The 26,200-nt window shown below is 44.8% G+C and carries 18 protein-coding genes; 2 read left to right on the top strand and 16 right to left on the bottom strand.

All coding sequences use genetic code 11. The annotated features are described in order from the left end of the window. Positions 1-190: 190 nt before the first annotated feature. From rfbD to L2744_RS02605, 4 genes are all read right to left on the bottom strand, one after another. Positions 191-1,204, bottom strand: a complete 1,014-nt coding sequence (rfbD, locus tag L2744_RS02620) for a dTDP-4-dehydrorhamnose reductase (RefSeq protein ID WP_248990588.1) — start codon at positions 1,202-1,204, stop codon at positions 191-193. A gap of 45 nt (positions 1,205-1,249) precedes the next feature. Then, positions 1,250-2,005 (bottom strand): phosphatase, encoded by a 756-nt coding sequence (locus tag L2744_RS02615; RefSeq protein ID WP_248990587.1) that lies wholly within the window; start codon positions 2,003-2,005, stop codon positions 1,250-1,252. Between the two features lie 29 nt (positions 2,006-2,034). Further along, positions 2,035-5,277 carry a DEAD/DEAH box helicase gene (locus L2744_RS02610; RefSeq protein WP_248990586.1) on the bottom strand — a complete coding sequence of 1,081 codons (3,243 nt, stop codon included), beginning with the start codon at positions 5,275-5,277 and terminating at the stop codon, positions 2,035-2,037. A gap of 228 nt (positions 5,278-5,505) precedes the next feature. Further along, entirely contained in the window at positions 5,506-7,329 is a 1,824-nt protein-coding gene (locus L2744_RS02605) for a DUF885 domain-containing protein (protein WP_248990585.1), read from the bottom strand. Positions 7,330-7,884: 555 nt separating this feature from the next. Between L2744_RS02605 and cspE the strand changes: the two genes are divergently transcribed. Further along, on the top strand, positions 7,885-8,094 hold the full coding sequence (cspE, locus tag L2744_RS02600) for a transcription antiterminator/RNA stability regulator CspE (protein ID WP_011790010.1): 210 nt from the start codon (positions 7,885-7,887) through the stop codon (positions 8,092-8,094). A 114-nt stretch (positions 8,095-8,208) separates the two neighbouring features. Here cspE and L2744_RS02595 read toward each other — a convergent pair whose 3' ends face one another. After that, a complete protein-coding gene (locus tag L2744_RS02595) occupies positions 8,209-10,155 on the bottom strand; it encodes a monovalent cation:proton antiporter family protein (protein ID WP_248990584.1) in 1,947 nt (648 codons plus the stop codon). 170 nt (positions 10,156-10,325) lie between these two features. On the opposite strand from L2744_RS02595, the gene dgcS reads away from it, so the two are divergent. Next, complete coding sequence (gene dgcS / locus L2744_RS02590) at positions 10,326-11,201, top strand: diguanylate cyclase DgcS (protein ID WP_248990651.1); 876 nt, start codon at positions 10,326-10,328, stop codon at positions 11,199-11,201. 65 nt (positions 11,202-11,266) lie between these two features. On the opposite strand, the gene tilS is transcribed toward dgcS, so the two are convergent. From tilS to ispC, 11 genes are all read right to left on the bottom strand, one after another. Further along, the gene (tilS, locus tag L2744_RS02585) at positions 11,267-12,664 is read right to left on the bottom strand and encodes a tRNA lysidine(34) synthetase TilS (protein ID WP_248990583.1); all 1,398 of its coding nucleotides are present in this window, start codon (positions 12,662-12,664) and stop codon (positions 11,267-11,269) included. A 67-nt stretch (positions 12,665-12,731) separates the two neighbouring features. After that, on the bottom strand, positions 12,732-16,205 hold the full coding sequence (gene dnaE / locus L2744_RS02580; protein ID WP_248990582.1) for a DNA polymerase III subunit alpha: 3,474 nt from the start codon (positions 16,203-16,205) through the stop codon (positions 12,732-12,734). 117 nt (positions 16,206-16,322) lie between these two features. Beyond that, positions 16,323-16,952 (bottom strand): ribonuclease HII, encoded by a 630-nt coding sequence (rnhB, locus tag L2744_RS02575; RefSeq protein ID WP_248990581.1) that lies wholly within the window; start codon positions 16,950-16,952, stop codon positions 16,323-16,325. A gap of 2 nt (positions 16,953-16,954) precedes the next feature. Next, positions 16,955-18,109 carry a lipid-A-disaccharide synthase gene (gene lpxB, locus L2744_RS02570; RefSeq protein WP_248990580.1) on the bottom strand — a complete coding sequence of 385 codons (1,155 nt, stop codon included), beginning with the start codon at positions 18,107-18,109 and terminating at the stop codon, positions 16,955-16,957. A gap of 122 nt (positions 18,110-18,231) precedes the next feature. Further along, positions 18,232-19,002 (bottom strand): acyl-ACP--UDP-N-acetylglucosamine O-acyltransferase, encoded by a 771-nt coding sequence (gene lpxA, locus L2744_RS02565; protein WP_248990579.1) that lies wholly within the window; start codon positions 19,000-19,002, stop codon positions 18,232-18,234. Then, positions 18,999-19,463, bottom strand: a complete 465-nt coding sequence (gene fabZ, locus L2744_RS02560; RefSeq protein WP_248990578.1) for a 3-hydroxyacyl-ACP dehydratase FabZ — start codon at positions 19,461-19,463, stop codon at positions 18,999-19,001. Before fabZ ends, lpxA begins: the two co-directional genes overlap by 4 nt. Positions 19,464-19,492: 29 nt before the next feature. Next, a complete protein-coding gene (gene lpxD / locus L2744_RS02555; RefSeq protein ID WP_248990577.1) occupies positions 19,493-20,518 on the bottom strand; it encodes a UDP-3-O-(3-hydroxymyristoyl)glucosamine N-acyltransferase in 1,026 nt (341 codons plus the stop codon). Between the two features lie 3 nt (positions 20,519-20,521). Further along, the gene (locus L2744_RS02550) at positions 20,522-21,019 is read right to left on the bottom strand and encodes an OmpH/Skp family outer membrane protein (protein WP_248990650.1); all 498 of its coding nucleotides are present in this window, start codon (positions 21,017-21,019) and stop codon (positions 20,522-20,524) included. Positions 21,020-21,083: 64 nt separating this feature from the next. Beyond that, complete coding sequence (gene bamA / locus L2744_RS02545) at positions 21,084-23,564, bottom strand: outer membrane protein assembly factor BamA (protein WP_248990576.1); 2,481 nt, start codon at positions 23,562-23,564, stop codon at positions 21,084-21,086. Between the two features lie 31 nt (positions 23,565-23,595). Further along, positions 23,596-24,966: a sigma E protease regulator RseP gene (gene rseP / locus L2744_RS02540; RefSeq protein ID WP_248990575.1), complete on the bottom strand. Its 1,371-nt coding sequence runs from the start codon at positions 24,964-24,966 to the stop codon at positions 23,596-23,598. A gap of 42 nt (positions 24,967-25,008) precedes the next feature. Further along, positions 25,009-26,199: a 1-deoxy-D-xylulose-5-phosphate reductoisomerase gene (gene ispC, locus L2744_RS02535; RefSeq protein WP_248990574.1), complete on the bottom strand. Its 1,191-nt coding sequence runs from the start codon at positions 26,197-26,199 to the stop codon at positions 25,009-25,011. Position 26,200 lies beyond the last annotated feature (1 nt).

Below are 26,200 nucleotides of genomic sequence, written 5' to 3'. Positions count from 1 at the left end.
TCTTGGCATTATGCCACTGGCATCAATTGAAAATTAAGAACAAATTCATCATACATCGAGCTAAATCGACTAAGACTGGTATAGACAAAGCTATTATGTGGCTAAATCTCAAATCAAAATACTTAGACTTCCAGAGTCTAAGCTAAGCCATTGTCGCTGAAAAGAGTCCATGAAGGAGCTGCATTCGTATTCACAGGCTCGGATGTTGCTCGGTTTGATCGAGTCCTGAATGACACTGACGTAACATAGTATTGAGCTGACACCGCCAATCCTGCCATTCTATCGGTATGGTGTGGCAGCCGGATATCGGCATAAGAAAAGTACGTAATTTATCCGAGTTTAACACGCTATAGCTTGGCCGCCGCGCAAGCTGACATTCCGCTTGTATTGAATAGGTTAAGGCATTAACCGCAGCTATAGGGATCATTTTAGTTAAATATTTTAATTCAAATGCTTGGCGCTGAATTTCACAGGCGAACTCATACCAACTGCACTCACCTTGTCCCGTGTAATGGAACAACCCCGCGCCCTGTTTTGCGATCAATTGCCAAATGACCCGCGCTAATGCGTCGCTCCAGGTAGGAGAGCCAAATTGATCATCAATCACCTTCAGATCCGACTGAGTTTGCATCAATTTGAGCATAGTATTCACGAAATTATGTCCATCTTGACCATAAAGCCAAGCGGTGCGAATAACCATTGCGCGCTTGCCCAACGCATCCAATACTGCATCCTCCCCTGCCAGTTTACTCTGGCCGTAAATCGATAATGGCGCGGACTTATCGGTTTCTTGGTAAGGAGTCTGCATATGTGGCTTTAGGGAAATAATCGGATGATGGTTTACCGCGCCACCAAATACGTAGTCACTCGAGATATGCACTAATCGGGTATCTGTTAATAGGCAGTGTTTAGCGAGCAACTCAGGCCCTATAGCATTAACCCTATGCGCTTGTGCTGGATTTTGCTCTGCGTTATCAACTGCATTATAGGCAGCACAGTTAATCACCCACTGAGGGCGATAATGTATCAGTGCAGTTTCAATGCTATAGGCGTCGGTAATATCCAATTGCGGGTGGCTTAGGGGCACGAGTTTAACCATGCCGGTGTCCAAACCATCTAGCGCCACTTTGGCCGTTCTTTGTAACGCCTTTGCTAATTGGCTATTTGCCCCCGTAATAAGTACTGTGCCCTTTATTTTTAACACAATCACTCGCTCGCCAATTGCTGTTTATTTGCCATGGCATTTACATCAAACCGCATCATTAAACAGCGCCATTAAATCGGTGACAGTGTGATGACCACGCTGTGCTAAAAAACCTAATAATGCTGATGGACTGCGGTTAAGCAAATGAGATTGTGGATACCCAGCCGCATCAATAATAGCAAGTGCCCGCTCGAATCCCCCTAAGCTAAAAGCCACATGGGAGTCTGAGCCCATAACGAGAATGGTGCCAAATTCCTTTGCCGCCTTAGCAATCGCGGTGCAATTAGCTTCACTGCCCTTACGGGACACTTCAAAGGAGGAGTTATTGATTTCAAGGGCGACACCGTATTCGGCTGCAGCACGAGCAACGGCTTCAATATCAATTGGATATGCCGGATTTCCGGGGTGGGTAATAATGTCCACCTTGCCACTCTTAATCGTATTGATCATGGCCTCGGTGTGGGTCGCTTTATCCGATGGTGGATAGACAGGCTCGTGAAAACCCGCAAGCACTATATCTAGCTGCTTTAAATAATCCCCAAAAAAATCAATCTCGCCATCGATATTTTTAATATTTGCTTCGATACCGCGAAGGATCCCAACGCCATCAACCATACGCGGCAACACTCTTAAATTCACAAAGTGCCAAAAATGCGGTGCATCGGCCATAGCTGGACCATGATCTGTCGTCGCAAACAGGCGGATCCCCTTCTGCTTAGCCACGGCTAAATAGTCATGAATCGTGCTATAGGCATGGCTAGACGCCACTGTATGAGTATGAGTGTCGACTTGGTACTGCATAGTTCACCTCAGTCAAATAATTCAATCAATTAAGAAGAAAATAGCGCTAACAGTTCATCGGCACTGCCCTGCCATGTTCCCTTGCCTTTACCTTCGAGAATACTGTCCGCCAAATTTTGCTTATGCTGCTGCATTTCTTGGATTTTTTCCTCAACAGTTCCTTCTGCAATTAACTTATACACAAATACCGGCTTATCTTGACCAATACGATGAGCCCTATCAGTGGCTTGTTTTTCCACTGCAGGGTTCCACCAAGGATCGTAATGAATAACGGTATCGGCAGCCGTGAGATTTAGCCCTGTCCCCCCAGCCTTTAAACTGATTAAGAAAACGGGCGTATTACCCTCTTGAAATCTATCAATCTGTGCTTGACGCCAACGTGTTTGCCCTGTGAGCTTACTGTAATCGATATTTAACGATTGCAGTTCTGCTTCAATCAAGGTCAACATGCTAGTGAACTGGCTGAATATCAATATCTTACGGCCTTCTTGTACCATCTCTGGCAAGTTTTGTTTAAGCCAGTCCAACTTAGCATTATTCTTCACTTTCTGCGCTTGCTCTAACTTCACCAGCCTCGGATCGCAGCAAGCCTGACGCAGCTTTAACAGCGCATCTAAAAACTCAATATGGCTACTGCCAACACCTTGGTTTGCAAATAGATCTCGCAGCTTTTTCTCCATCACTAAACGAATGCTTTCATAGAGATTACGCTGATCTTTTTCTAACTCTAAGGTTTGAGCTATTTCTATTTTAGGCGGTAACTCGCTGACAACTTCATCTTTTGTTCTGCGCAGTACAAAGGGAGCAATACGTTTACTCAATGTCTTGGCTTTATCCGTATCGCCATAACGTTCAATACTGTGTCTAAAGGATTTGTTAAAAAAGGCGTGAGTCCCAAGCAGGCCAGGCAAACAAAAATCCATCAGTGATTTAAGCTCCCCTAAGTGATTTTCCAGTGGTGTACCTGTTAAACATAACCGAAAAGGAGAGCGTAACTCTTTGATAATTTGTGTCACTTTTGCTTGGGCATTCTTAATCTGCTGCGCTTCGTCAAGGACGATATGTTCAAATACATATTGCTGATAATATTCGCTATCCCGCACGATTAACGGATAAGTAGTCACAACGACATCAAATTCACTTAGGCGTTCGAGCAAGGGTTTACGGGCCGCACCATGGATCACCACCAGCTTTAACGAAGGGGCAAATTTAGCGGCCTCTTTGGCCCAGTTACCCACTAAACTGGTGGGGCAAATAATCAAGCTGGGTGAGTGGGCTAGGTTGGTATCCGGTTCAGTATTGACAGAAATTAACTCCCGCTGTTTTAACAAAAAGGCTAAGGTTTGGATGGTTTTACCTAACCCCATATCGTCAGCCAATATACCACCGAGCTGATATTCCTTTAAAAAACAAAGCCAGTTTAAACCTTGATGTTGATAATGTCGTAATTCAGCTTGTAATTGCTGAGGTAAGTCCACCTCAACAACACCCTGAAATTGATCCAGTTTTGCCGCCAGATTTCTCACCCGTTCACCATTTAATAAACGTATTTCACTATCGGCAAAATCATTAAGCAAATGGGCGCGATACTTTGGCAAAGCAACACTGTGGCCTTTGTGGCTATCAAATAGCTCTAAAATAATGCTCACTAATGGTTTAATCACACTGGCTTTGACTTTTAGCCAATCACCATTTGGGCTTGGCAGCAAGAGTTCAGCATTATCCGCTGGCTCTCCATGCTGTTTAAGCCAAGTGGCAATGAGGGGCAACATAGGGATAATTTGGCCGTCGATATCCGCATTGAGTGATAGGGAAAACCACCCTTCCTGAGAATCATCGAGTTCAATTGCTAAGGGTGTGTCGATAACGTTTAAGCTAAAATTATCGGCATAACATACTTGGTAACCCAAGTCTTCTAAGGCTGGTATACATCGATCAATAAACCGTAACCACTTTTTAATGGCTTCAGGTAATGGACCTAAACTCCAAATACTGGTTAGGCTATCGCGGTTAGGGAGAAAAGAGGGTTCAAGCTCAACGAACTCTAAGGCCATCAAACTATTAATCGCATCCTTTTCCAACACTAACTGCCGCATGACTTGGTATGTTTTTCCTCCCTGAGTGACTAAAGATAGCGGTTCATCAATATACCGACCACCCAGTACCACATCTTCATAAACGAACTCCAACAATACGAATGGCTGCGCCATAGCAAACTCTGGTAATGTCTGTGAAGTTAACGTCAACCTGATCTGCAAGGGCACCTGAAGCTCTACAAAATCAATAGTAAGAGGCGTAGGCACTGTTTTGACTGAAAAATGTTTTATAAGTTTATGGCTAACGACTTCTATCTGCGCACTAGGTACGGGGGGCATATGATTTAACAACATTAACTTATCAATGCTAATGTCTGTTTTTACAGAACCCACTTTGAAGTAATCCAACTCAATATAAGCAGGCGGCTCAGTGGGGATCAACTCCCAGTTGTCCTTGTTGGACAGCACCAGCTGCATTTGTTTATGCTCGCTATCAATATCATTCCAGACAAAAGTGGGGCTTATCGCCTCCCCTTGGGTCAGGGGAATACGGCTTTCTTCCCAGAAACAACGTTCGGTCGCTAGCATTCTCTCTAACGCAACCGCCCCTAACTGTGCCTTTAAATATAGACGTGAAGCGCCGTGGCGACGGGTTGACATAATTAAGTTAAGAATAAGTGCATCATCGGAACTGATCCAAGCCGGCATATAATACTGCACATCGGACAGAGCAATTTTTGAGCCTTTGTTAAAGCCCCCTTTCTTAGCTAATTTGCCACGGCGAAGTTCAATAAATACGCCATTATCATCCTTAGAAAGCACATAGAGCACGCGATCTTCATAGAGCATATCAACGTCATAAAGGCTAGGTTCATCGGCTTCATCAAGTAAATGTAACCATTGAGTGATACGTTGATCTTCTACCGTTTTATCACTGAGTAAACTATAAAGTACGGCGGCAATATGTTTGCAATGCCCCGTTGCGGGGCAGGAGCAAAAACCATTCATAATCAGTCGATGGTTAACGCTAACAAGGCGAATGTCTTGCCGATAGGGAGTTCGTTCTGTACCACTAACGAGGCCTTCAATATGGCGAAAATCAGCGTTTGCTTTTACGTTCAACACCCGCCCTTTCATCACATAATCACGGGCACGCATTAAGGTCGGTGGCGTGAATAATGACTCAATTGCGGCTTGAGTCAGTTGGATAGGATCTTGGGGGGACAAACGATTCATCAGCAAAACCTTGAAACTAAAAATACCAGCAAGACAATAGTGCTCTATTGCCCGCTAGCATTTATCAATGAGTTATTGGGATTGTATTGAAAGCGATTAGCGAAAGCCAGAATCACACTCGCTTTTGGCGAAGCACAACATACCTGCAAGTGGTACAAAAAACCACTTTGCAGGTATACCCTGAAATAACCCCACATGTAAAAACCTTAAATAACAAAAAGTTACACTCTAATTTTTACTTTGTGTATCCGCAATGTATCGATTCACCAGCTTATCCAGAATATCTAAAGGCACAGCACCATTTTTAAGCACTACATCATGAAAATCTCGTAAATCGAATTTATCACCTAGAGCCAACTTGGCCTTTTCCCTTAACTCAAGTATTTTCATCATCCCGACTTTGTAAGCAGTCGCTTGACCCGGCATTACAATATAACGCTCAATTTCAGCGGTAACATCACGATCGGACATACCCGTATTTTTCTTCATATAGTCAATTGCTTGCCCACGTGTCCAGCGGCTGTGGTGAATACCTGTATCCACCACTAAACGCACGGCCCTAAATAGCTCAGCCTGCAAACGACCAACATTATCGAAGGGATCCTTCTGGAAGCCCAGCTCCCAAGCCAAACGCTCGGTATATAAAGCCCAGCCTTCGATATAGGCCGTAAAAGGTGCCATTTTACGGATAAGTGGTACACCTTCTAACTCCATTGCCACCGCAATTTGGAAGTGATGCCCTGGGATACCTTCGTGATAAGCCAGTGTACGCATACCATATTTTGGTGTTGCCTTAATATCATAGAGATTGGCGTAGAAACGCCCCGGGCGGCTACCATCAATCGCAGGTTGCTGATAGTAAGCTCCCGGTGCAGTTTTCTCTTTAAATTCAGGAATACGTACAACTTCCATTCCCGCCTCAGGACGAATACGGAACGCACCATCTAATCCCGCGTTGATCTCATCAAGAATACCTTGATAATCCACTAAAATTTGCGCACGTCCTGCATCGCTATCTTCATAATAAAATTTTGGATCAGCGGCAAGCGCCTCGATAGCGACCGAGAATCCTTGATCCACATCGTAACCTTCATCGGCCAGTATGGTCATAATTTCACTCTGAATACGGCTCACCTCTGCTAACCCTTTGGCATGAATTTCGTCGGCGCTGTAATTGGTCGTGGTAAAAAACTTCAGTAGTTGTTTGTAAGCTACATCGCCATCTGGCAATGCCCAATAACCATCGTTGGTACCCGCTTTGGTTTGTAATTCAGTAAAGTAATCAATAAATAACTGATAGGCAGGATATACAAATTCTTTAATATTTGTTTCGGCCGCAGCGAGTAAACGCTCTTGCTCACCCGCAGCAATATCCGTTTCGGCCAATTTGGTTTTAAAGGAGCTATAAAGAATATTGTCTGGTATGGGTGCACGGACAAAGGCATTCATTTCAGTCAACACCCGCTCAATCACAAACTTAGGTGGAACAATACCTTTGTTTTCACGGATTTTTAAGCCTTCGAGTGTTTGGCTAAATTTGGTTTTTACCTGTTGTAAACGAGATAAATAATTTTCACCATCTCCCACCGAATTGACTTGATGCTGCGCCTGCATAAAACTAGGGTAGCCATTCTGCACACCAAATAACTGATTCAATGGATAGTTATGGTAACGATATGGCTCTGAAGCTAACGCAAAATCAGCAAGATACAGGGCAATATCCTTAGAAATACGCTGATTATCATCTAAATCAGCATCTTGATAACTGAGCAGCGTATCCCTCAGGCCACGCACATCGGTAAAGACGTTGTCCATTGCCGCGGGGCTATCATCATCTAATAGCGCATTATGGCCCGTCACCCCAAAGGACTCTAAAAAACCTAGTGATGTTAAAGTTTCAGGGCTTTCAAAGGCCATTTTTACAACACTACGATCTAAAAAAGCGCGAAAGAAAAAGGGCTTCTTGGCATACCATTCATGCGCAGCCAATCCCACTAACAGTAATACTAAAATTAAGCTACCGAGTCCGATTCGTTTCAATACTGTTTTCAATCTTAACGCTCCATTTATCATTAAATTAAAGTGTGGAAAACCGAGAGTCTTATAGGCTGGACCAGAATAACACCGACATAATTAAGCAACAATTTAATAACGTAACGAATCATTGCAAACGAATAGTTGCTACAAGCCGAAGCCAATATACCTAGTACATTTTTAATTTATGCCTTAAAAAATCGGATCAGTATCCAAATGTATAAATTATTTTATTCAAATCAAAACCCATTGACATTTAACGTATTTATATGAATAAATTAAGTTTAATTCAATTTCGCTTCCAACAACCTTTAAAAGTACGCACAGGAATATGGCATAAACTGAAAATAAAACTATACAAAAGGGCTGAGTGTGCTAATCTGCACTCCGGCCTGTGATTCAGACCTATTTATAAGCAATATTATGTATTTGAAAACCTTCGCTGCACCCTGTAACTTGTTTACTGTCATGAAGCTTTCCACTCATAACTTATCATCAATGTAAATAATTCTATTTCCGGCTAAGTTCCCGCATAATTGCGAATTATTTTGTTTGAAAATTTTGGAGACATTCATGTCTAAAACTACTGGTGTAGTTAAATGGTTTAACGAAGAAAAAGGTTTTGGTTTTATTTCTCCTGACAATGGTGGCGCTGACGCATTCGTTCATTTCCGCGCAATCGTTTCAGAAGGCTTTAAAACCCTTGGTGAAGGTCAAAAGGTTTCTTTTGATATCGAACAAGGCCAAAAAGGTCCTCAAGCTGCGAACGTTGTTGTTCTGTAATTAATTCCTATCTCGTAAGGGATAGATTAATCAGATAACAAATTGCAGACAAAAATGCCGACATTAAGTCGGCATTTTTATTGGTATTTTTTATAAGTATGCCAACACGTTAATTTATCCATGTAACAATTTAGCCTCCGCTTTCTCAAGTCTTCTTGGTTTACCAACAATCAACAGAATATCACCCGGACGGAATACCCAATCAACTTGAGGATGTTCGACCTCTGCACCACCACGGCGAATTGCCCTTAGCTCAACCCTAAGCAAAGACCAGTCAATATCAGCTACGGTTCTCCCCACCGCACTTGCACCATGGGGTAATGCCACTGCATGCAGCGATTCTAAGGTGAAGTCGGTCTCTGTCCCGGTAAAAAAGCCGTGCAAGAATTGATAATGATTGCGCCGTTCAGACTCCAACCGTTTCAATATCCGCGCCAAAGGAACTCCGCATTGGTGTAGCACTTGAGAGACTAACATTAAGCTTCCTTCTAAAGATTCGGGGATCACTTGATTGGCACCCGCTTTTTGCAATTGAAGTAGCTCACTATCATCCCTGGTTCTCACCAATATTTTAGCGTCCGGAGCAAGCTGCTTACACAGGGGCAATACTTCTTCTAAACTGCGGGACTCACAAAAGGTAATTACAATCATTTTGGCGTGCTTTATCCCCAACTGCTTTAAAATTGTCCGTTTACACACATCACCAAAATATACGGGCTCACCTGCACGGCGAGCCTCCGATACGCGGGTCGGATCGAGATCCAACACAATATAAGGCACGGCTTCCGTCTTTAAAAATCGTGCTATGGTCTGCCCTACACGCCCATAGCCAAAAATAACCACTAAATCATGATCATCAACCACGATGGGGACCACATCATCAATATATTTGGACTGGTGGATACCTAATAACCATTTGGCGATATCCACACTATGACGGACTAACCAAGGTGCAATGCTCATAGAAAGCACAGCGACCATCACAAGTATGGTACTAATTTCATTACCTAAAAGTTGATAATTTACCGCAAGCGCTAAAACTACAAAGCTAAATTCGCCTACTTGAGCCAAGCTTAGGGCGGTACTGAGTGCGATACGAAAGGGCTCACCGATTATTCTCAGCAGTCCATGGATAATCAGAACCTTACCGAAAACAACTGCCAATAAAATGGATAAAATCTGCCACCAGAAGCGCAGCACTAGCTCAAAATCGAGCATCATACCGATAGAGATAAAAAACAGCCCCATTAACAGATCCCTAAATGGACGAATATCGGCTTCGAGTTGACGTCGATATTGGCTCTCACCTAATAGCATGCCTGCCATAAAAGCCCCCAGAGCCATAGATAACCCCAGCCATTGGGTGAAAGCGCCTGTCATTAAGGCAACAACGAGGGTTGATAGTACAAAAAGTTCGTTCGAACGCGAACGCGCCACTTCATCAAAGAGTCTAGGCAACGCCCACTTGCCAAAGGCCATCAACAAAAAGAACGCCAATATTCCTTTGAACAACGCAAAAGCGATACCTACCAACATCAAAGGTTCATCATTATTGGCAAGCAATGGCAAAAGAATAAGTAGCGGAACAACGGCTAAATCTTGAAATAACAACACACTAACGGACAGTTCACCATGTCGACGCCTAAGCCATCCTTGCTCATTAAGTAATTTAAGCACGATTGCTGTCGAAGATAGCGCAATGGCAGCACCAACAACTAAGGCTTCAATCCAATTTAATCCACAGCCTAACGCGACAACCATAGCTAACAAGGTAGTAATCGTCATCTGTGCACTGCCAAGCCCAAACACGGTTCGGCGCATAGCCCACAGTCGAGGAACTGAAAACTCAAGTCCCAGAGTAAACATTAAAAGAACGACACCAAGCTCAGCAACGGACTGCATTTGATGTTGAGTAAACCAGTGAAATCCACTGGGGCCACTTACTACGCCTGTCAGTAAATAGGCTAAAATTGCGGGTAGACCAATACGCCTAAGCACGGCAATGGCAACAATGGCGATCAGCAGCATCAATAACACTTGGATCAAGAAATCGTGTTCCATGGGATCAATAACTCCTGTCAAATTGCTGGCACATCAAAAGTATGAACACGAGATTTAAGCTTAACTGAATGACATACAAAGACAAATTTTATTCAAAATAATTACGGCATAATATTTGCTTAGAATAATAAAAATGACGTACCGCAATTCAGTTTGCTGGAGTAATAATGATGGACTTTGGTTTAGCAACAACGTTATACCCTGACGAATACCGCTACCAATCAGATGTATACAGTCCAAATACACAACCATTGGACTTAGTTCAAGTGCTGCAACAGCTACATGCCAGTTTAGACCCAAGGACAGTCTTTGCCTGCTATGGCAAAGTGCTTGAACAAAACTTGCCTATCCAAGGGATACGTCTACTCAGCAATGAGCATAAATTAACTTGGGGTAAGCGTTACGGAATCAGTTTAAAGCATCAATTGATTTGTAATGGTGTTTCACTCACCATTCAATATCAATTAGTAACCCCACTAACGCCTTCACAGTCGCTAGTATTACAAGAGCTAGAGCCGTTATTGCAACAACCGCTATCGAATGCGATGCAATACCAAGAAATGTCTATGCAGGCGATGTTTGACTCGCTGACAGGCTTAGGCAATCGTCATTACTATACCCAAAGTGTTAAAAATGCTATTGCTAGGGCCCATCGTAAGCAAGGTGTTGTCTCCCTGATTGTGTTGGATTTAGACAACTTCAAGCAGCTCAACGATAAGTTTGGCCATAAATGTGGTGACTATATTCTTAAGGAATTTGGTGACATTATTCGCAGTACGATCCGTAATACGGATCAAGCATTTCGCATTGGTGGTGATGAGTTTGTGGTTATTGTTCAAGGGACTGTTCATGCGGCAAGTTTATTATGCGAACGTATAGTCACAGGGACAAATCAGCATAGTAGTTTTTATCAGTTTGGGGTGAGTTGTAGTTTAGGTGCAGCAGAATCTAACGACACCTTAGAGGCTGAACAACTGTATGAATTAGCAGATAAAGCCTTATACCAAGCTAAGGCCTCAGGTCGTAATTGTTACAAGCTAGGCTAAAAACAACTGTCCTAATCAAATAGGTAGGAAGCAGATGCAGGGATGCTAAATAACCATTATTTACCTTATTGACGCTGCAGCAAACCAACGGCTTCATCCTCTACACAAAATGCCTTTTCAATCCAAAGATCGAGTGCCATCACCATCTGCTCACCATAGAATACAAATCCCACCTGCCCTCGCAACCATGGAGGCACGGCATATTCCTGCCAGAGCTTTTTAAGCTCACGTCCTTTACTGCGACAGTGGGGATGACAACGAAACTGCCCTGACAATTGATAGCGCACACTCACCACTGTATCGGCTTGCGGAAGCTCGAGCCTTGGCCCTTGCTGACTTAATCCTAATTGAATATTTTTACCCTGGGGAGCTGGGATAACTAAGGTGTCAATATCCCCATTTATAAGCATTTTTAAACTCTTATCGGGGATGGAAATACCAGTCTTAGCATATTTAGTCGATGATTTTATATGATCACTATAAGGGTCAAGATAGAGTTGATTGGCAAAACGGCGCAGCTCACAATCGCCCACACGAATATGCACTTTTGCATCATCTTTGGCATTAAGTAACTGGTTAATAATTTGATTAAGCTGCACAAAGGAAGGTAATGCAAATCCCTGTGACTCGATAAATCCACGCAGCAATAGTGCCTGCCAGCTTGGTGTAAGTGCGGCAAATCCATCGAGATTAAATACAGTCTGTTGGGTAAATTTTGCTTGAGTGAGCCACTTAGGTAAGCGCTCACTCACCTCTGTATCGATAATAGTTTGTTGCTCAGCACAAAGGAAAGCACTGCGACTCGCCGTAGTAGCAATACTTGACCAGCGGGCCTTTAAACGGGGAATAATTTCTAGACGTAAAAAGTTGCGATCGTACTTATCATCTTGATTACTTTCATCTTCGATATGCACTAATCCTTTAACTCTCGCGTAAACTTCAATTTGCTCACGACTCACATCCAATAAAGGTCGTACTTGAATGCCCTGCGTTAAAGGCTGCATCTGTCCCATTGCCGCTAATCCTTTTGGGCCTTGACCACGTTTCAGCGCGAGTAGAATGGTCTCGAGTTGATCGTCCTCATGGTGCGCGGTAAGCAGCAGATCATCTGAACCTACATGCTGCTCAATTGCCTGATAACGCATTCTGCGAGCTTCAGCTTCGATACTGAGCCTTGGACCCTGCTTCACTTGAACATGCTCAACCGTCGTGGGCAAACCATAGTGTTGCCCTCGCTCAGTGCAATGCTGCGCCCAAGCATCGGCATTTTGGCTCAGACCATGGTGCACATAAATCAGTTGGTACTGAAGCTCCCGATGGTGTTTGGCATACTCACTAAGGCAATAGGCAAGTACCTCTGAATCAACACCGCCACTGTAAGCCAGCACTAACTTTCTGCCCGCTTTCACCTTAAGCGAGTCTAAAAAAGCACTGACATGGGTACAGAGATCTGGCGTTGACATCACATATCCTTAGATAAAAATACTTTGACTCTTAAAAGCTTAGGTATTAGCCCTCCACTTGACCAAACTAAAAAACAATCCGAACTTTGTTTGGCCCGAGTAAACTTTCAAGGGCAAAGACCAATTCATCGGCGGGATTGACGCGCCAATTCTCAGCGAGCCTAAATTGCCCTTTAGCGTGAGTTTGGCTGTAATTAATCAGGACTGGCACAGCACCATTTCGCCACGGACTCAGCGCTTGTTCAATACTGTCTAAAACCGCAGGGGTTAACTGCGTCGCATCAAGATCCACTTCAAGCGCCTTAGCAAAATGACTACGCGCCTCACCAATATCAATAATATTGCGTGCCGTCATACGATTACCGCCAGCAAAATCATCGAAACTCACCTCACCTTCACAGATAAGGATCCTATCTTTTTCGAGTAAATGATTAAACTTCTCAAAGGCTTCGGTAAACAGCATAACTTCGAGACGCGCACTCTTATCATCGAGCGTCAATAAGCCCATTTTTGAGCCGCGTTTCGTGAGCATGACCCTAGTCGCAACAACTAAACCTGCAGCTTTAACGGTTTTACCACGATCGGTAGGATGCACATCCTTTAAGCGCCCTGATGTATAGTACTTAAGCTCTTTAAGGTACTGATTAATAGGATGGCCCGTTAAGTATAAGCCTAAGGTTTCACGTTCCCCTTCAAGCCAAATTTTATCCGGCCATGGTGTACATTCCACAAACTGTTGCTTGCTATCTTCCGGCTCGCTATTGAGTAGACCAAACATATCGTGCTGACCAATAGCCTGCGCTTTCGCATGTTGATCGGCGGCGCGTATCGCTTCGGGTAACGTTGCCATCATAGAAGCGCGATGTGGGCCCAAAGAATCTAAGGCGCCAGCACAAATCAGTTTTTCAATAACGCGTTTATTGAGTTTTTTCAAATCGATACGGGCACAAAAATCAAATAGATCCACAAAAGGACCATCCTTACGCGCCTCTAAAATCGACTCAACAGGCCCCTCGCCCACACCTTTAATCGCACCAATGCCATAGACAATGCGTAGATCATCATCTACGGTAAATTTAAATAGCCCTTTGTTCACATCCGGCGGGATCAGGGTTAGCCCCATGCGATCGCACTCATCAACCAGTGTTACTATTTTGTCGGTGTTATCCATATCAGCGGACATTACCGCCGCCATAAACTGCGAAGGATAATGGGTTTTTAGCCACAAAGTTTGATAGGAAACCAAGGCATAGGCGGCGGAGTGGGATTTGTTAAAACCGTAACCGGCGAACTTTTCCACTAAGTCGAAGATTTTCATCGACAGTTCACCGTCGACGCCGTTTTTAATCGCCCCCTCTTTAAAGATGCTACGCTGCTTGGCCATCTCTTCGGGCTTTTTCTTACCCATAGCACGGCGAAGCATATCGGCGCCGCCTAGGGTATAACCTGAAAGAACCTGTGCAATCTGCATTACCTGCTCTTGATACAGGATAATGCCATAGGTGGGCGAGAGTAATTCCCTTAAGGATTCATGCTGATATTGGGAATCTGGGTAAGAAACTTCCTCACGGCCATGCTTACGCTCGATAAAGTTGTCCACCATGCCTGATTGCAAGGGACCAGGACGGAACAGAGCCACGAGCGCGATCATATCTTCGAAACAATCGGGCTGCAGTCGCTTAATCAAATCCTTCATACCGCGGGATTCAAGCTGGAAAACGGCTGTTGTTTCATAGCGTTGTAGCAGGCGAAATGAGGGCTGATCATTTAATGGAATAGCCTCGATACGCACTGGAGGTCGGCCATTTTTAACCTCAACCTTGTTGATCATCTCCAGCGCCCAATCAACGATGGTAAGTGTGCGTAGTCCCAAGAAGTCGAACTTCACCAACCCTGCGGTTTCAACGTCGTTCTTATCGAATTGAGTGACGGGGTTCTTGCCCTCGGCATCGCAGTATAGTGGTGAAAAATCGGTGATTTTTGTGGGTGCAATCACCACGCCCCCCGCATGTTTACCTGCGTTACGGGTCACGCCTTCAAGCTTACGACACATGTCGATAAGATCTTTAACATCCTCATCGGCATCATAGGATTCTTGCAGTGCAGGCTCAACCTCAAAGGCTTTTGCCAGTGTCATCCCAGGTTCAGGGGGAATAAGCTTTGAAATACGGTCAACAAAACCATAGGGGTGACCAAGTACGCGGCCTACATCGCGGATAACCGCTTTTGCCGCCATAGTACCAAAGGTAATGATCTGCGATACCGCCTCACGGCCGTATAACTCAGCCACGTGATCGATCACCTCGTCTCGTCTATCCATACAGAAGTCGACGTCAAAATCGGGCATCGAAACCCGTTCAGGGTTCAAAAAGCGTTCGAACAGCAGATCGAATTGGAGCGGATCTAAGTCGGTAATTTTAAGAGCATAGGCAACAAGTGAACCTGCGCCTGAACCTCGACCGGGGCCAACAGGGATACCATTATCTTTACCCCATTGAATAAACTCCATCACGATCAAGAAGTAACCGGGAAATCCCATTTGGTTAATCACTTGCAATTCGATATCGAGGCGTTCATCGTACTCGCCGCGACGTTCGGCACGCACATTAGGATCGGGAAATAAAAACTCGAGACGCTCTTCGAGTCCTTTCTTTGAGCAATCCACCAAAAAGTCTTCGATGGACATATCGCCCGTCGGGAAGTTAGGTAAAAAATATTCGTATAAACGGATTGTCACATTGCAGCGTTTGGCGATTTCAACCGTATTAGAGAGTGCTGCGGGAATGTCAGCAAATAGCTCGCACATTTCCTCTTCACTACGTAAATATTGCTGCTCGCTATACTTTTTGGGGCGACGTGGATCGGCAAGGGTAAAACCATCGTGGATAGCCACCCGAATCTCATGGGCGTCAAAATCCTCAGGTTTTAAAAATACCACCTGATTGGTAGCCACCACAGGGATCCCCTTCTCCTGCGCTAAGGCCACGGCCATATGTAAATAACGCTCTTCATCGGGACGACCAGTACGAATAAGCTCAAGGAAATAACGATCAGTAAAGTGGGTTTGATAAAACTCACACAGGGATTCTACTTGGGTATTGTTCCCCTTGAGTAGCGCCTTACCCACATCTCCTTCCTTTGCGCCAGAGAGCAGTAAAATGCCTTCGTTATAGGTCAGTAACCACTCTTGATCTATCACGACCCGGCCCGCCACTTGCCCCCGCAAATAGGCTTGGCTAATAATTTGGGTTAGATTTTGATAACCCACATTGTTCATCGCGATGATGGTTAACGCACATAATTCACCATCAAACCCAGGCACTTGCATCCAAAAATCGGCGCCGATAATAGGTTTGATCCCCGCACTATGGCAACCACTGTAAAACTTCACTAATCCACAGAAGTTGTTTTGATCCGTCAAGGCTACCGCAGCCATACCTAACGCCTCAACTTGGGCAAGAATAGGCTTAACTTTGGCTACGCCGTCAGACATAGAAAAGTCACTGTGGACACGAAGATGCACAAAACGAGGATCGGACATAATTAGGATTATCTTTGAATAGCAGGTTAACAATAACTAAAAAGCAGACTAGCAAAGTCACGCACCTAGGGCTAGTGACTTTGCTGGATAACTGGGGCTATGGCGTAAAAATACGCATTAACCCTCCAGTAATGCCTTGACGGGTTTAAAACTTTTACGATATTGGTCGAACACACCATGCTCTGCAATCGCCTCAAAATGCGCCTTGGTGGGATACCCCTTGTGGTTAGCAAAACCGTATTGAGGGTAGACGGCATCGAGTGCGTCCATCTCACGGTCCCGCGTCACTTTGGCAATAATCGAAGCCGCACTAATACTAGCAATTAAACCATCGCCTTTAATAATGCTATGACTGACTATTGACTGGCCATTATGGGTAAAAGCAGGGCTGCGATTACCATCGACTAGCACTAGCTCTGGAGCAATCCTGAGACCGACTACCGCACGCTGCATTGCAAGCATAGTCGCGTGTAAAATATTAAGTTCATCTATTTCGACCGGACTTGCACGGCCAACGTGAAAACATAGCGCTTTTTCACAAATCTCATCAAATAGGGCTTCACGGCGCTTTTCACTGAGTTTTTTGGAATCATTTAGTCCACTGATGGGCTGATTTGGATCGAGGATCACTGCTGCGGTAACGACATCACCAACAAGGGGCCCACGGCCCACTTCATCAACTCCCGCAATGAGTCCTGTGGAAAAAGCCATAATATCGGTCTGCGTTAGCACTTTAAAAACAGCCATGATTAGGTCTCCTTGATATTCACAAGCGCCATCACAGCCTCTGCGGCCTTTTGGCTAGCATCACAACGGAGCATATTGTGGAGTCGTTCAAACTCGGCATTAAGTGGCGTAAAATCACGGTTCAGTTCGACCGTCACGGCGGCAGCAATTTTCTCTGGCGTACAATCATCTTGTATAAGCTCGGGCACCAGATCTTTTCCCGCGAGTAAATTAGGTAAAGAGAAACGATTAACTTGCATCATGCTCTTAGCGATGCGGTAGGTCAGCGGACTCACTCGGTAAGCTACGACCATAGGACGTTTAACCAACATGGCCTCTAAGGTTGCTGTACCGGACGCTAATAAAATACCATCGGCGGCGGCCATCACTTCCCGTGATTGACCTTCAACCATGTGGATCTCTAAATCCGGTGCATGATCTTTTAACGCTTGCTCAAATTGATCACGGCGCTGCTGATTGACCAACGGCGTGACAAAGCGAATATCGGGAAAGTTTTCTTTAATCAGTAAAGCCGCTTTCACAAAAGGTTCGGCTAATTGCTTTAACTCGCCACCACGGGAACCCGGAAGAATAGCCAGATATTCGGCATGGGGATCTAATTCCAGCAACGCTCTGGCATGGGCTTTATCGCTCAGTAACGGAATATCATCGGCTAAGGTGTGGCCCACAAAGGTACAAGGCACTTGATGTTTATCGTAGAAGGCTTTCTCGAACGGCAATAAGGACAACACCATATGGGTTGCCTTAGCGATTTTAAAAATACGTTTAGGCCGCCATGCCCACACAGATGGGCTGACATAATGAACAGTTTTAATGCCGCGTGCTTTGAGTTTTAGCTCCAAGCCAATATTAAAATCTGGAGCATCAATGCCAATAAAACAATCAGGCTTTAGGGCTGTGATGTCTTTAATCAAAGAAGCGCGTACTTTTAATAGTCGAGGCAAGCGGGATAATACTTCGACGATCCCCATTACCGCTAATTCTTCCATTGCGAATAGAGATTCGAAACCGAGTGCCTCCATACGAGGGCCACCGATACCGACAAAGCGCGCATCGGGATGTGATTTTTGCAGCGCAGCCATTAAACCTGCACCTAAAATATCGCCGGAGAGTTCTCCGGCGACCATTGCAAACACTAATTGAGATTTTTTGCTCATAAACCAATCATGTCTAACAAGTTTATGGCACCGCAACGAAAAACGTCTGCCATGGCACTTTCAAGAGCAGAATTTAACGAGCAGTGCCTATGAATGGCATAGCGTGAGAGTCATAACAACTCTTAACGAATAATGCCGCGACTCGAAGATTTAACAAATTCAACGAGTAACTTCACCTGTGCATCATTTTGTGCCTCTTCAGCTAAAGCCTCAACCGCTTCATCAACTGTTAAGCTGCTGCGATATAAGGTTTTATAGGCACGGCGCACCGCTAACTGGCTTTCTTTAGAAAACCCACGACGCTTCATACCTTCGCTATTTAAACCACGAGGAATCGCGGGTTGTCCCGCAGCCATCACAAACGGTGGCACATCTTGCAATAATAAAGAGCAACCGGCAGTAAACGCATGGGCACCAATATGGACAAATTGATGAACGCCCGTCATGCCGCCTAAAATTGCCCAGTCCCCCACATGCACATGACCCGCAATAGAAGCATTATTTGCTAAAATCACATTATTCCCCACGACACAATCATGGGCGATATGCACGTAGTTCATAAACAGGTTATTCGAACCAATACGGGTTTCGCTGTTATCTTGCACTGTACCGCGGTGAATCGTCACGTGTTCACGGATAACGTTGTTATCACCGATGATTAGACGTGTCGGCTCACCAGCGTATTTTTTATCTTGGCACTCTTCACCCACTGAGGCAAATTGGAAAATGCGGTTGCCTTTACCAATGATAGTAGGGCCTTTCACCACAACATGGGAACTTAACCAACAATCGTCACCGATTTCAACACCGGCGCCAATATAGCTCCAAGGGCCTATAGTGACGTTCTTACCAATTTTAGCTTCGGGGTGTACAAACGCTAATGTATCTATCACTGGCTAATCTCTCTGCGGGCACACATGATTTCAGCGGAACAAGCCACTTCACCATCCACTCTGGCCTCACCGTAGAAGACGCCAATCCCGCGGCGCTCTTTGATCATTTTGACTTCAAAATGTATTTGATCTCCTGGCACAACTACACGTCTAAAACGTGCATTATCGATACCAGCAAAATAATAAAGCACCCCAGGAGGAGGTACATCATTACTCATTGTTTTAAATGCAAGCAGGCCCGTCGCTTGGGCCATCGCTTCTAGAATAAGCACGCCAGGCATTACTGGCTGTATAGGGAAATGTCCCTGAAAAAAAGGCTCATTAATAGACACGTTTTTAATCGCATGTAGACTTTCACCTGGGGTGTAGTCCAACACGCGATCAATTAATAGGAATGGATATCTATGGGGCAGATACTTGAGTATCTCTGTAATATCCATAGTGTTCATTTGATTAGACACGAACCTAGTTCCTCAAATTGCCTCGGCAATTAATCTGGGGTTTTTAAATTCTTTTCCAGCGTTTTAACACGCAGGAACAACTCATCCAATTGACGGAAGCGAACGCTGTTTTTACGCCAAACCCTATTTTCCATCGCAACAGTCGCTGAGGAATACAGACCCGGTTCACGCATGTTACCAATAATATTGGTCGAGCCCGAAATATGTACACCGTCGGTAATCGATAAATGACCCGCTATGGCGCAATTACCACCGATAATACAATACTTACCGATAGTGACACTGCCAGCAATAGTCGTACTCCCCGCAATCGCAGTATTCTCACCTATGACATCGTTATGGGCAACTTGCACTTGGTTATCGATGATCACACCGCTGTGGATCTCCGTGTGACCTAAAGCACCGCGATCTACCGTTGTACTGGCACCAATCTCAACCCGATCGCCGATACGCACTCCACCGGTTTGTGGGATCTTAACCCATTGACCACGCTCATTGGCGTAACCAAAACCATCTGAACCTAGTACTGCACCCGAATGGATAATACAATTTTGACCTAAGTGCACATCATGGTAGATAGTCACATTCGCCCAAAGACGAGTGTTAGAACCAATAATCACATCTTGGCCAATCACAGTTCCTGCGCCAACCTGCACATTTTCACCGAGGATAACATTAGCGCCGATCACCGCATTGGCACCAATAGAAACGCCTTCTCCCAAATGAGCTGACAGGTCAATTTGCGCTGAAGGATGAATACCTACTGCCGCATTAGGCGTAGTATCTAAAAACTGGGCTACACGGGCAAAAGCCACGTAAGGATCTTTTACAATTAACGCAGTACCTTGATACTCCTGCGCATCTTTAGCGGACAATAACACCGCACTCGCTCGAGTCGCCTCAAGCTGAGAGCGGTATTTACTGTTGGCTAAAAAAGAGAGTTGGCCTGATTTAGCATTTTCTAGGGTCGCGACACTATTAACCTCTAACGTATCGTCACCCTGAATTACACCGTCTAACAGCAAACCTAGCTCTTTTAAAGTCACACTCTTCATTGATTACTTGCCTTTACTCAAGGCTTCAACCACTTTGCCACTGATGTCAGCGTTGGGCTTAACATAAATGACAGCACCGCGTTGTAGCACCAAATCGTATTGCTCTTTTTCGGCGATAGTATTAATGGCTTTTTGCACTTTAACTAACAGTTTATTTTGCTCTTCACCTTGGCGACGACGTAAATCTTCATCCAATGCTTTGCCTTTTAACTGATACTCAGATTTTAGCGATTCCATTTTACGAACCAGCTCAGTTTTTTGCGCATCGTTCATTAACGCGCCATCACGTTGCTGCTTCTCCATTAGAGAACGCATTTCTTCTTGCATTTTCTGTACATCAGCCATGCGATCACCAAACTCTGCTTTAAGAGATTGAGAGATCTGCTCGCGTTGCGGTAACTGTTCAAACACTGCACCCATATCCACAACAGCAATTTTCTCAGCATGTGCCATTAAAGGCGCACCTAATAAAACTAATGTCATTAGGGCGCGATTTACCATCTTATTCAAAGTAGACTCCTTGTAGCCTTGTTATCTTCAGCAAAACCTGCCGAGTGTATGCCTTTTAAAAAGTTTTGCCAATATTGAAAGAGAAGATCTCCGTTTGATCGCCTTCATATTCTTTAAGTGGCCACGCTAAGCTAAATACCATAGGTCCCATCGGTGATAACCATTGTAGGCTTAAGCCCCAAGAGGCACGGATACGCGATGGATCGCTATAGTCCTGCAACTTAGCAAATTCCTCAGCTGGAAGTGTTTGATAATAATCAAAATCAAACTCCGTATCCCATACGTTACCCGCATCGAGGAAGAAACTCGTACGCACAGAATTAGAGTAAGCTTCATCTAAGAATGGCGTTGGAACAATAAACTCCATGCTTGCCGTCGCGATTGCATTACCACCGATAGATCGACCTGAAGTCACTTGGATACTGTTAGGATCGCCCGGTAAACTACAACCATCACCCGATGGATCTGGCGCACAAGGTTCACTACCACGGTACAAATAGAATGAACGTGGACCAACCGTGTTTGACTTAAAGCCACGTAATGAAGTGCTACCGCCTGAGTAATAGTTTTCCCAGAAAGGTAGGATTTGATCATTATCATTATACTCACCATAACCATTACCATAACCTAAGCGGCCGCGGGCCAAGAGCACAAATTTATGGCTGCTGGTGATGGGGAAGTAATAATTAGTGTCAAAATCGGTTTTAAAGTATTGCAGGTCTGATCCTGGAACCGTCATTTTACCGTTTAAACGTTGTGACGAACCATCTGTTGGGAAGGTGCCACGGTTTAAGGTACTGCGCGACCAGCCTAAGCTCAGTTCGAAGTTATCGAAACTTAAGTCAGCATTGGGATCATCATTGCGGTAAATATTGTAGAAACGCAGGGCTTGTTCATAGGCTGAAATTTCAGAAATCGTGTTATGACGATAGCCGATGCCACCATTGATACGGTTGTATTCGTTGATCGGGAAGCCTGAGTTTAACGCAATACCGTAAGAGCTGTTCTTATAGCGTTCTAAGTTGGCTTCGTTTGCATCAAACTCACTCCAATAAATACTTCCACCTAAGCTCACACCGTCTTTCGTCCAATAGGGGTCTGTATAGGATAAGTTAACATTTTTAGAGTATGTATTCGTACTCATACTAATGCCAGCTTGATTTCCCGAACCTAAGAAGTTGTTTTGCTGCACACCAAACTGCAGACTCAGACCCGATTCGGTACCATAACCCACGCCAGCGTTGAATGAGCCTGATGGCTGCTCCTTCACTTTAACCGCAACATCGACTAAATCGTCAGTACCAGGAACCTGAATCGTCTCAGTATCGACGGTTTCGAAATAGCCCAAACGATTAAGACGCGCTTTTGATTGCTCGACCTGTGCCGAATTTAACCAAGCCCCTTCCATTTGTCGCAATTCGCGGCGCATGACTTCATCTTTGGTGACAGTATTACCCGTAAAGTTAATTGAGCGAACGTAAACACGTTTACCCGGTTTAACATTGATGTTTAACGTCACTTCTTTCGTCTTATCATCAATTTCTGGGTAAGTTTTCACTTCAGGATAAGCGTAACCGAAGCGACCTAAGTATTTGCTGTACATTTCTTCGGTGAAAGTCACATCACCGCCGTTGTACATATCACCCGATTTGATGGGTAAAATGGATCTCATCAATTCTTCACGGCCCATTAGATCACCGGTCAAATTGATGTCTTTTACCTTATATTTCTCACCTTCATTAACGTTGATGGTGATATATAAACCTTTACGATCAGGCGTCATAGCCACTTGAGTCGAAGTGACTTCAAAGCGAATATAACCTTTATTGTGATAATAGGTTTTGATGGTTTCAAGATCGGCCTGCAGCTTTTGCTTTTGATAGCGACGCTCGCCGAATAAATCCCACCAAGCCACATAATCTTTAAGTTCCAACATGCCAATCAACTCAGCATCAGTGAACTCTGTATTACCCACCACGTTAATTTGGCGAATTTCGGCCGCTAAACCCTCGGTAAACTTAAATTTCAGTTCAACTCGGTTTCGGGGTAAGTTGATCACTTGCGCTTCTACTTTAGCGCCGTATTTACCCACGCCGTAGTAAAAATCCTGCAAACCTTTTTCAATGCCTGTCAGCATAGTGCGATCGAGAGACTCACCGACTTTAACGCCAGAACCGTCCAGACTTTCCTGTAACTGTTCGTCTTTAATGTCTTTGTTGCCTTCAAATGTCACAGCACTGATGGTTGGGCGTTCAGTGACTTTCACCACTAATACGCCGCCGTCACGACTTACAGAGACATTTTCAAAGTTAGTCGATGCATACAGGCTTTTAATGGCTTGTTGAATTCTTAACTGATCAACAGTGTCACCTACTTTTACTGGTAAGCTTAACAAGGCAGCACCAAGTGCGACTCGCTGCAAACCTTCAACTTGGATGTCGGTCACTTCAAAGGGTTGGAAAGTATCCGCCAACACAGTCCCTGAAAACGACGCACCGACGAATAACATCGAGGCAAAAAGTTTATTCAATCTCATAGAGCACTTCTAATTATTAGTCTGTCCTTGCTCAGAGTCGGGCAAAATCATTGAAGAGCGCAATGCTCATCAACATCAGCAGTATTGCTGCCCCAAATCTGAATCCTATTTCCTGCACCTTTTCAGGTACAGGTTTACCAGTTATTACTTCAATAAAGTAATACAGCAGGTGTCCCCCATCGAGCACAGGTAAAGGCAGCAAGTTAATGATGCCTAAATTGACGCTGATGAGCGCGAGGAACCCGAGAAAATAGACCAAGCCATAGTTTGCACTACTGCCCGCACCCTGTGCGATCGAAATGGGTCCACTCAGGTTTTTCACCGACACATCGCCGGTAAATAATTTGCCAATCATCTTAAAGCTGACTGCAACAAGTTGCCATGTTTTATCTGCAGCAATAGCAAAAGAATCGATTGGACCATATTCAAGTTGTAAACGCATATTCTCAGGCCACTGTGCCTGTGCAGGGCTGACGCCTAATACCCCAATTTCTTTACCTTCAGCATTCTTTGTACTTGCAGGGGTAACAGTAACTGCAAACTGTTCACCATCGCGACGCACCATTATGCTCACAGGCACATTGGCAGAATGTTGAATAATGTCAACAAAAGCCTGCCAATCGGTATAAGGCTCACCATTGATAGCAACTAGCGTATCACCAACCTTTAACTCACTATTTGCCGCAGCACTTCCTTCACTGATTAACGCAACCTTAGGTTCAATTTCTGGACGATAAATCCCTAGCCCTAAGGTGGTAATCGGTGATTCTTTTTCAGGATCAAAGCGCCATTGGCGTGTATCTAACGTATAGGTTCGAGCATTTGACTCAAAACCCTGCAAACCATTTAATGGCGCAAGGGAAACACTCAAACTGGGATCGCCAATATGCCCAACAAGCGCAAGATTGACCTCTTCCCAATTGCGCACACTCTGACCTGAGATGGCGGTCACTTGCATAGGTTCTGTGACTTGAATTTGTGCAGCGGCACTACCGGGTACAGTGGAGGTGATCACGGGTTTAAGTGATGGCACACCAATCAAGTACATGAAATACAACGCTATAATAGCAAAAATAAAGTTGGCTATAGGACCCGCGGCAACAATGGCGATACGTTGCCATACTGTTTTCCGGTTAAAAGCCTGATCTTTTAGCTCCTCTGGCACATCTTCGACACGCTCATCGAGCATTTTGACGTAACCACCTAGTGGGATCATGGCGACCACATATTCAGTGCCATCTTTACCCATACGACGCCAAATTGCCTTGCCAAAACCAATAGAGAAACGCTCGACTTTAACGCCGCAGCGACGAGCGACATAGAAATGACCGTATTCGTGGGCGGTAATTAACAACCCCAACGCCACGATAAAAGAACCTAAGTTCCATAAAAAATCTAACATCCCACTCCTTACGTTATCCGTTTATCAACAGAACGCTAATATTTAAGCGATCTTAGCTAAAGTTTCCCGCGCATAAATGCGACTTTGTGTATCTAACGCAATAATGTCTTCAATGCTGGTCATAGTCCCACTCGGGACGAATGCTAAGCAAGTTTCATTCACTTTAGCAATTTGAGTAAAGCCAATTTGTCCCTGCAAAAAAGCCTCAACCGCAATCTCATTAGCGGCATTGAGCACAGTTGTCGCCTCTTGACCATGGGCACAAGCTGCCATAGCAAGGGCTAAACAGGGAAAACGCTCAAAATCAGGTTCATAAAAGCTTAACTGTCCGACTTTGAAAAAATCCAAAGGTTCAACCCCGGAGCTAATTCTTTGTGGATAGGCCATACAATGGGCAATGGGCGTACGCATATCAGGGTTACCCATTTGGGCGATAACCGAACCATCACGGTACTGCACCATAGAGTGGATCACGCTTTGCGGATGAATAACCACTTTAAGTTGTTCTGGCTGCGTATTAAACAACCAGCGAGCCTCAATGAACTCTAAACCCTTATTCATCATAGTGGCGGAGTCGACAGAGATTTTAGGTCCCATGGACCAATTAGGATGTTTACAGGCTTGGGCAGGCGTCATGGCCGCAAGTGTCGCAAGATCCGACCGCAGGAAAGGTCCGCCAGAACCGGTTAACAAAATATGGGATATACCCGACGCAGCTAAATCGCAACGGCCGAGGTTAGCCTGCACTTCTAGGGGTAAACATTGAAAGATAGCATTATGCTCACTGTCCACGGGCAAGAGCACAGCACCAGAGCGCTTAGTCGCCTCAATAAACAACTCACCCGACATGACTAAAGCTTCTTTATTGGCCAGTAATACTCGCTTTCCCGCCTTCACGGCTTCAAGGGTTGGTACTAGCCCTGCCGCCCCGACAATCGCTGCCATTACAGTATCCACTTCGGCAGCCGTCACTAAACCGAGTAAATCGTTCATGCCAGTAGTGACTTGGATATTGAGCGCAGCGGGTAAAACGGCGCGTAACTGTTTCGCAGCCTCTTCATCCACCATATGCGCGACTTTCGGTTTATGGGCTACACACAAAGCCAGCATCTTATCAACACTCGCATTAGCCACCAATCCATAGACACAATAAGCCGATGGATTAGCCGAAATCACACTCAAGGTACTGGCGCCAATCGAGCCTGTCGCACCCAAAATCACCATATTTTGCATA

The organism is Shewanella profunda, from assembly GCF_023283765.1.
Classification (GTDB): domain Bacteria; phylum Pseudomonadota; class Gammaproteobacteria; order Enterobacterales; family Shewanellaceae; genus Shewanella; species Shewanella profunda.
This window is presented reverse-complemented; position numbering and strand designations above follow the sequence as displayed.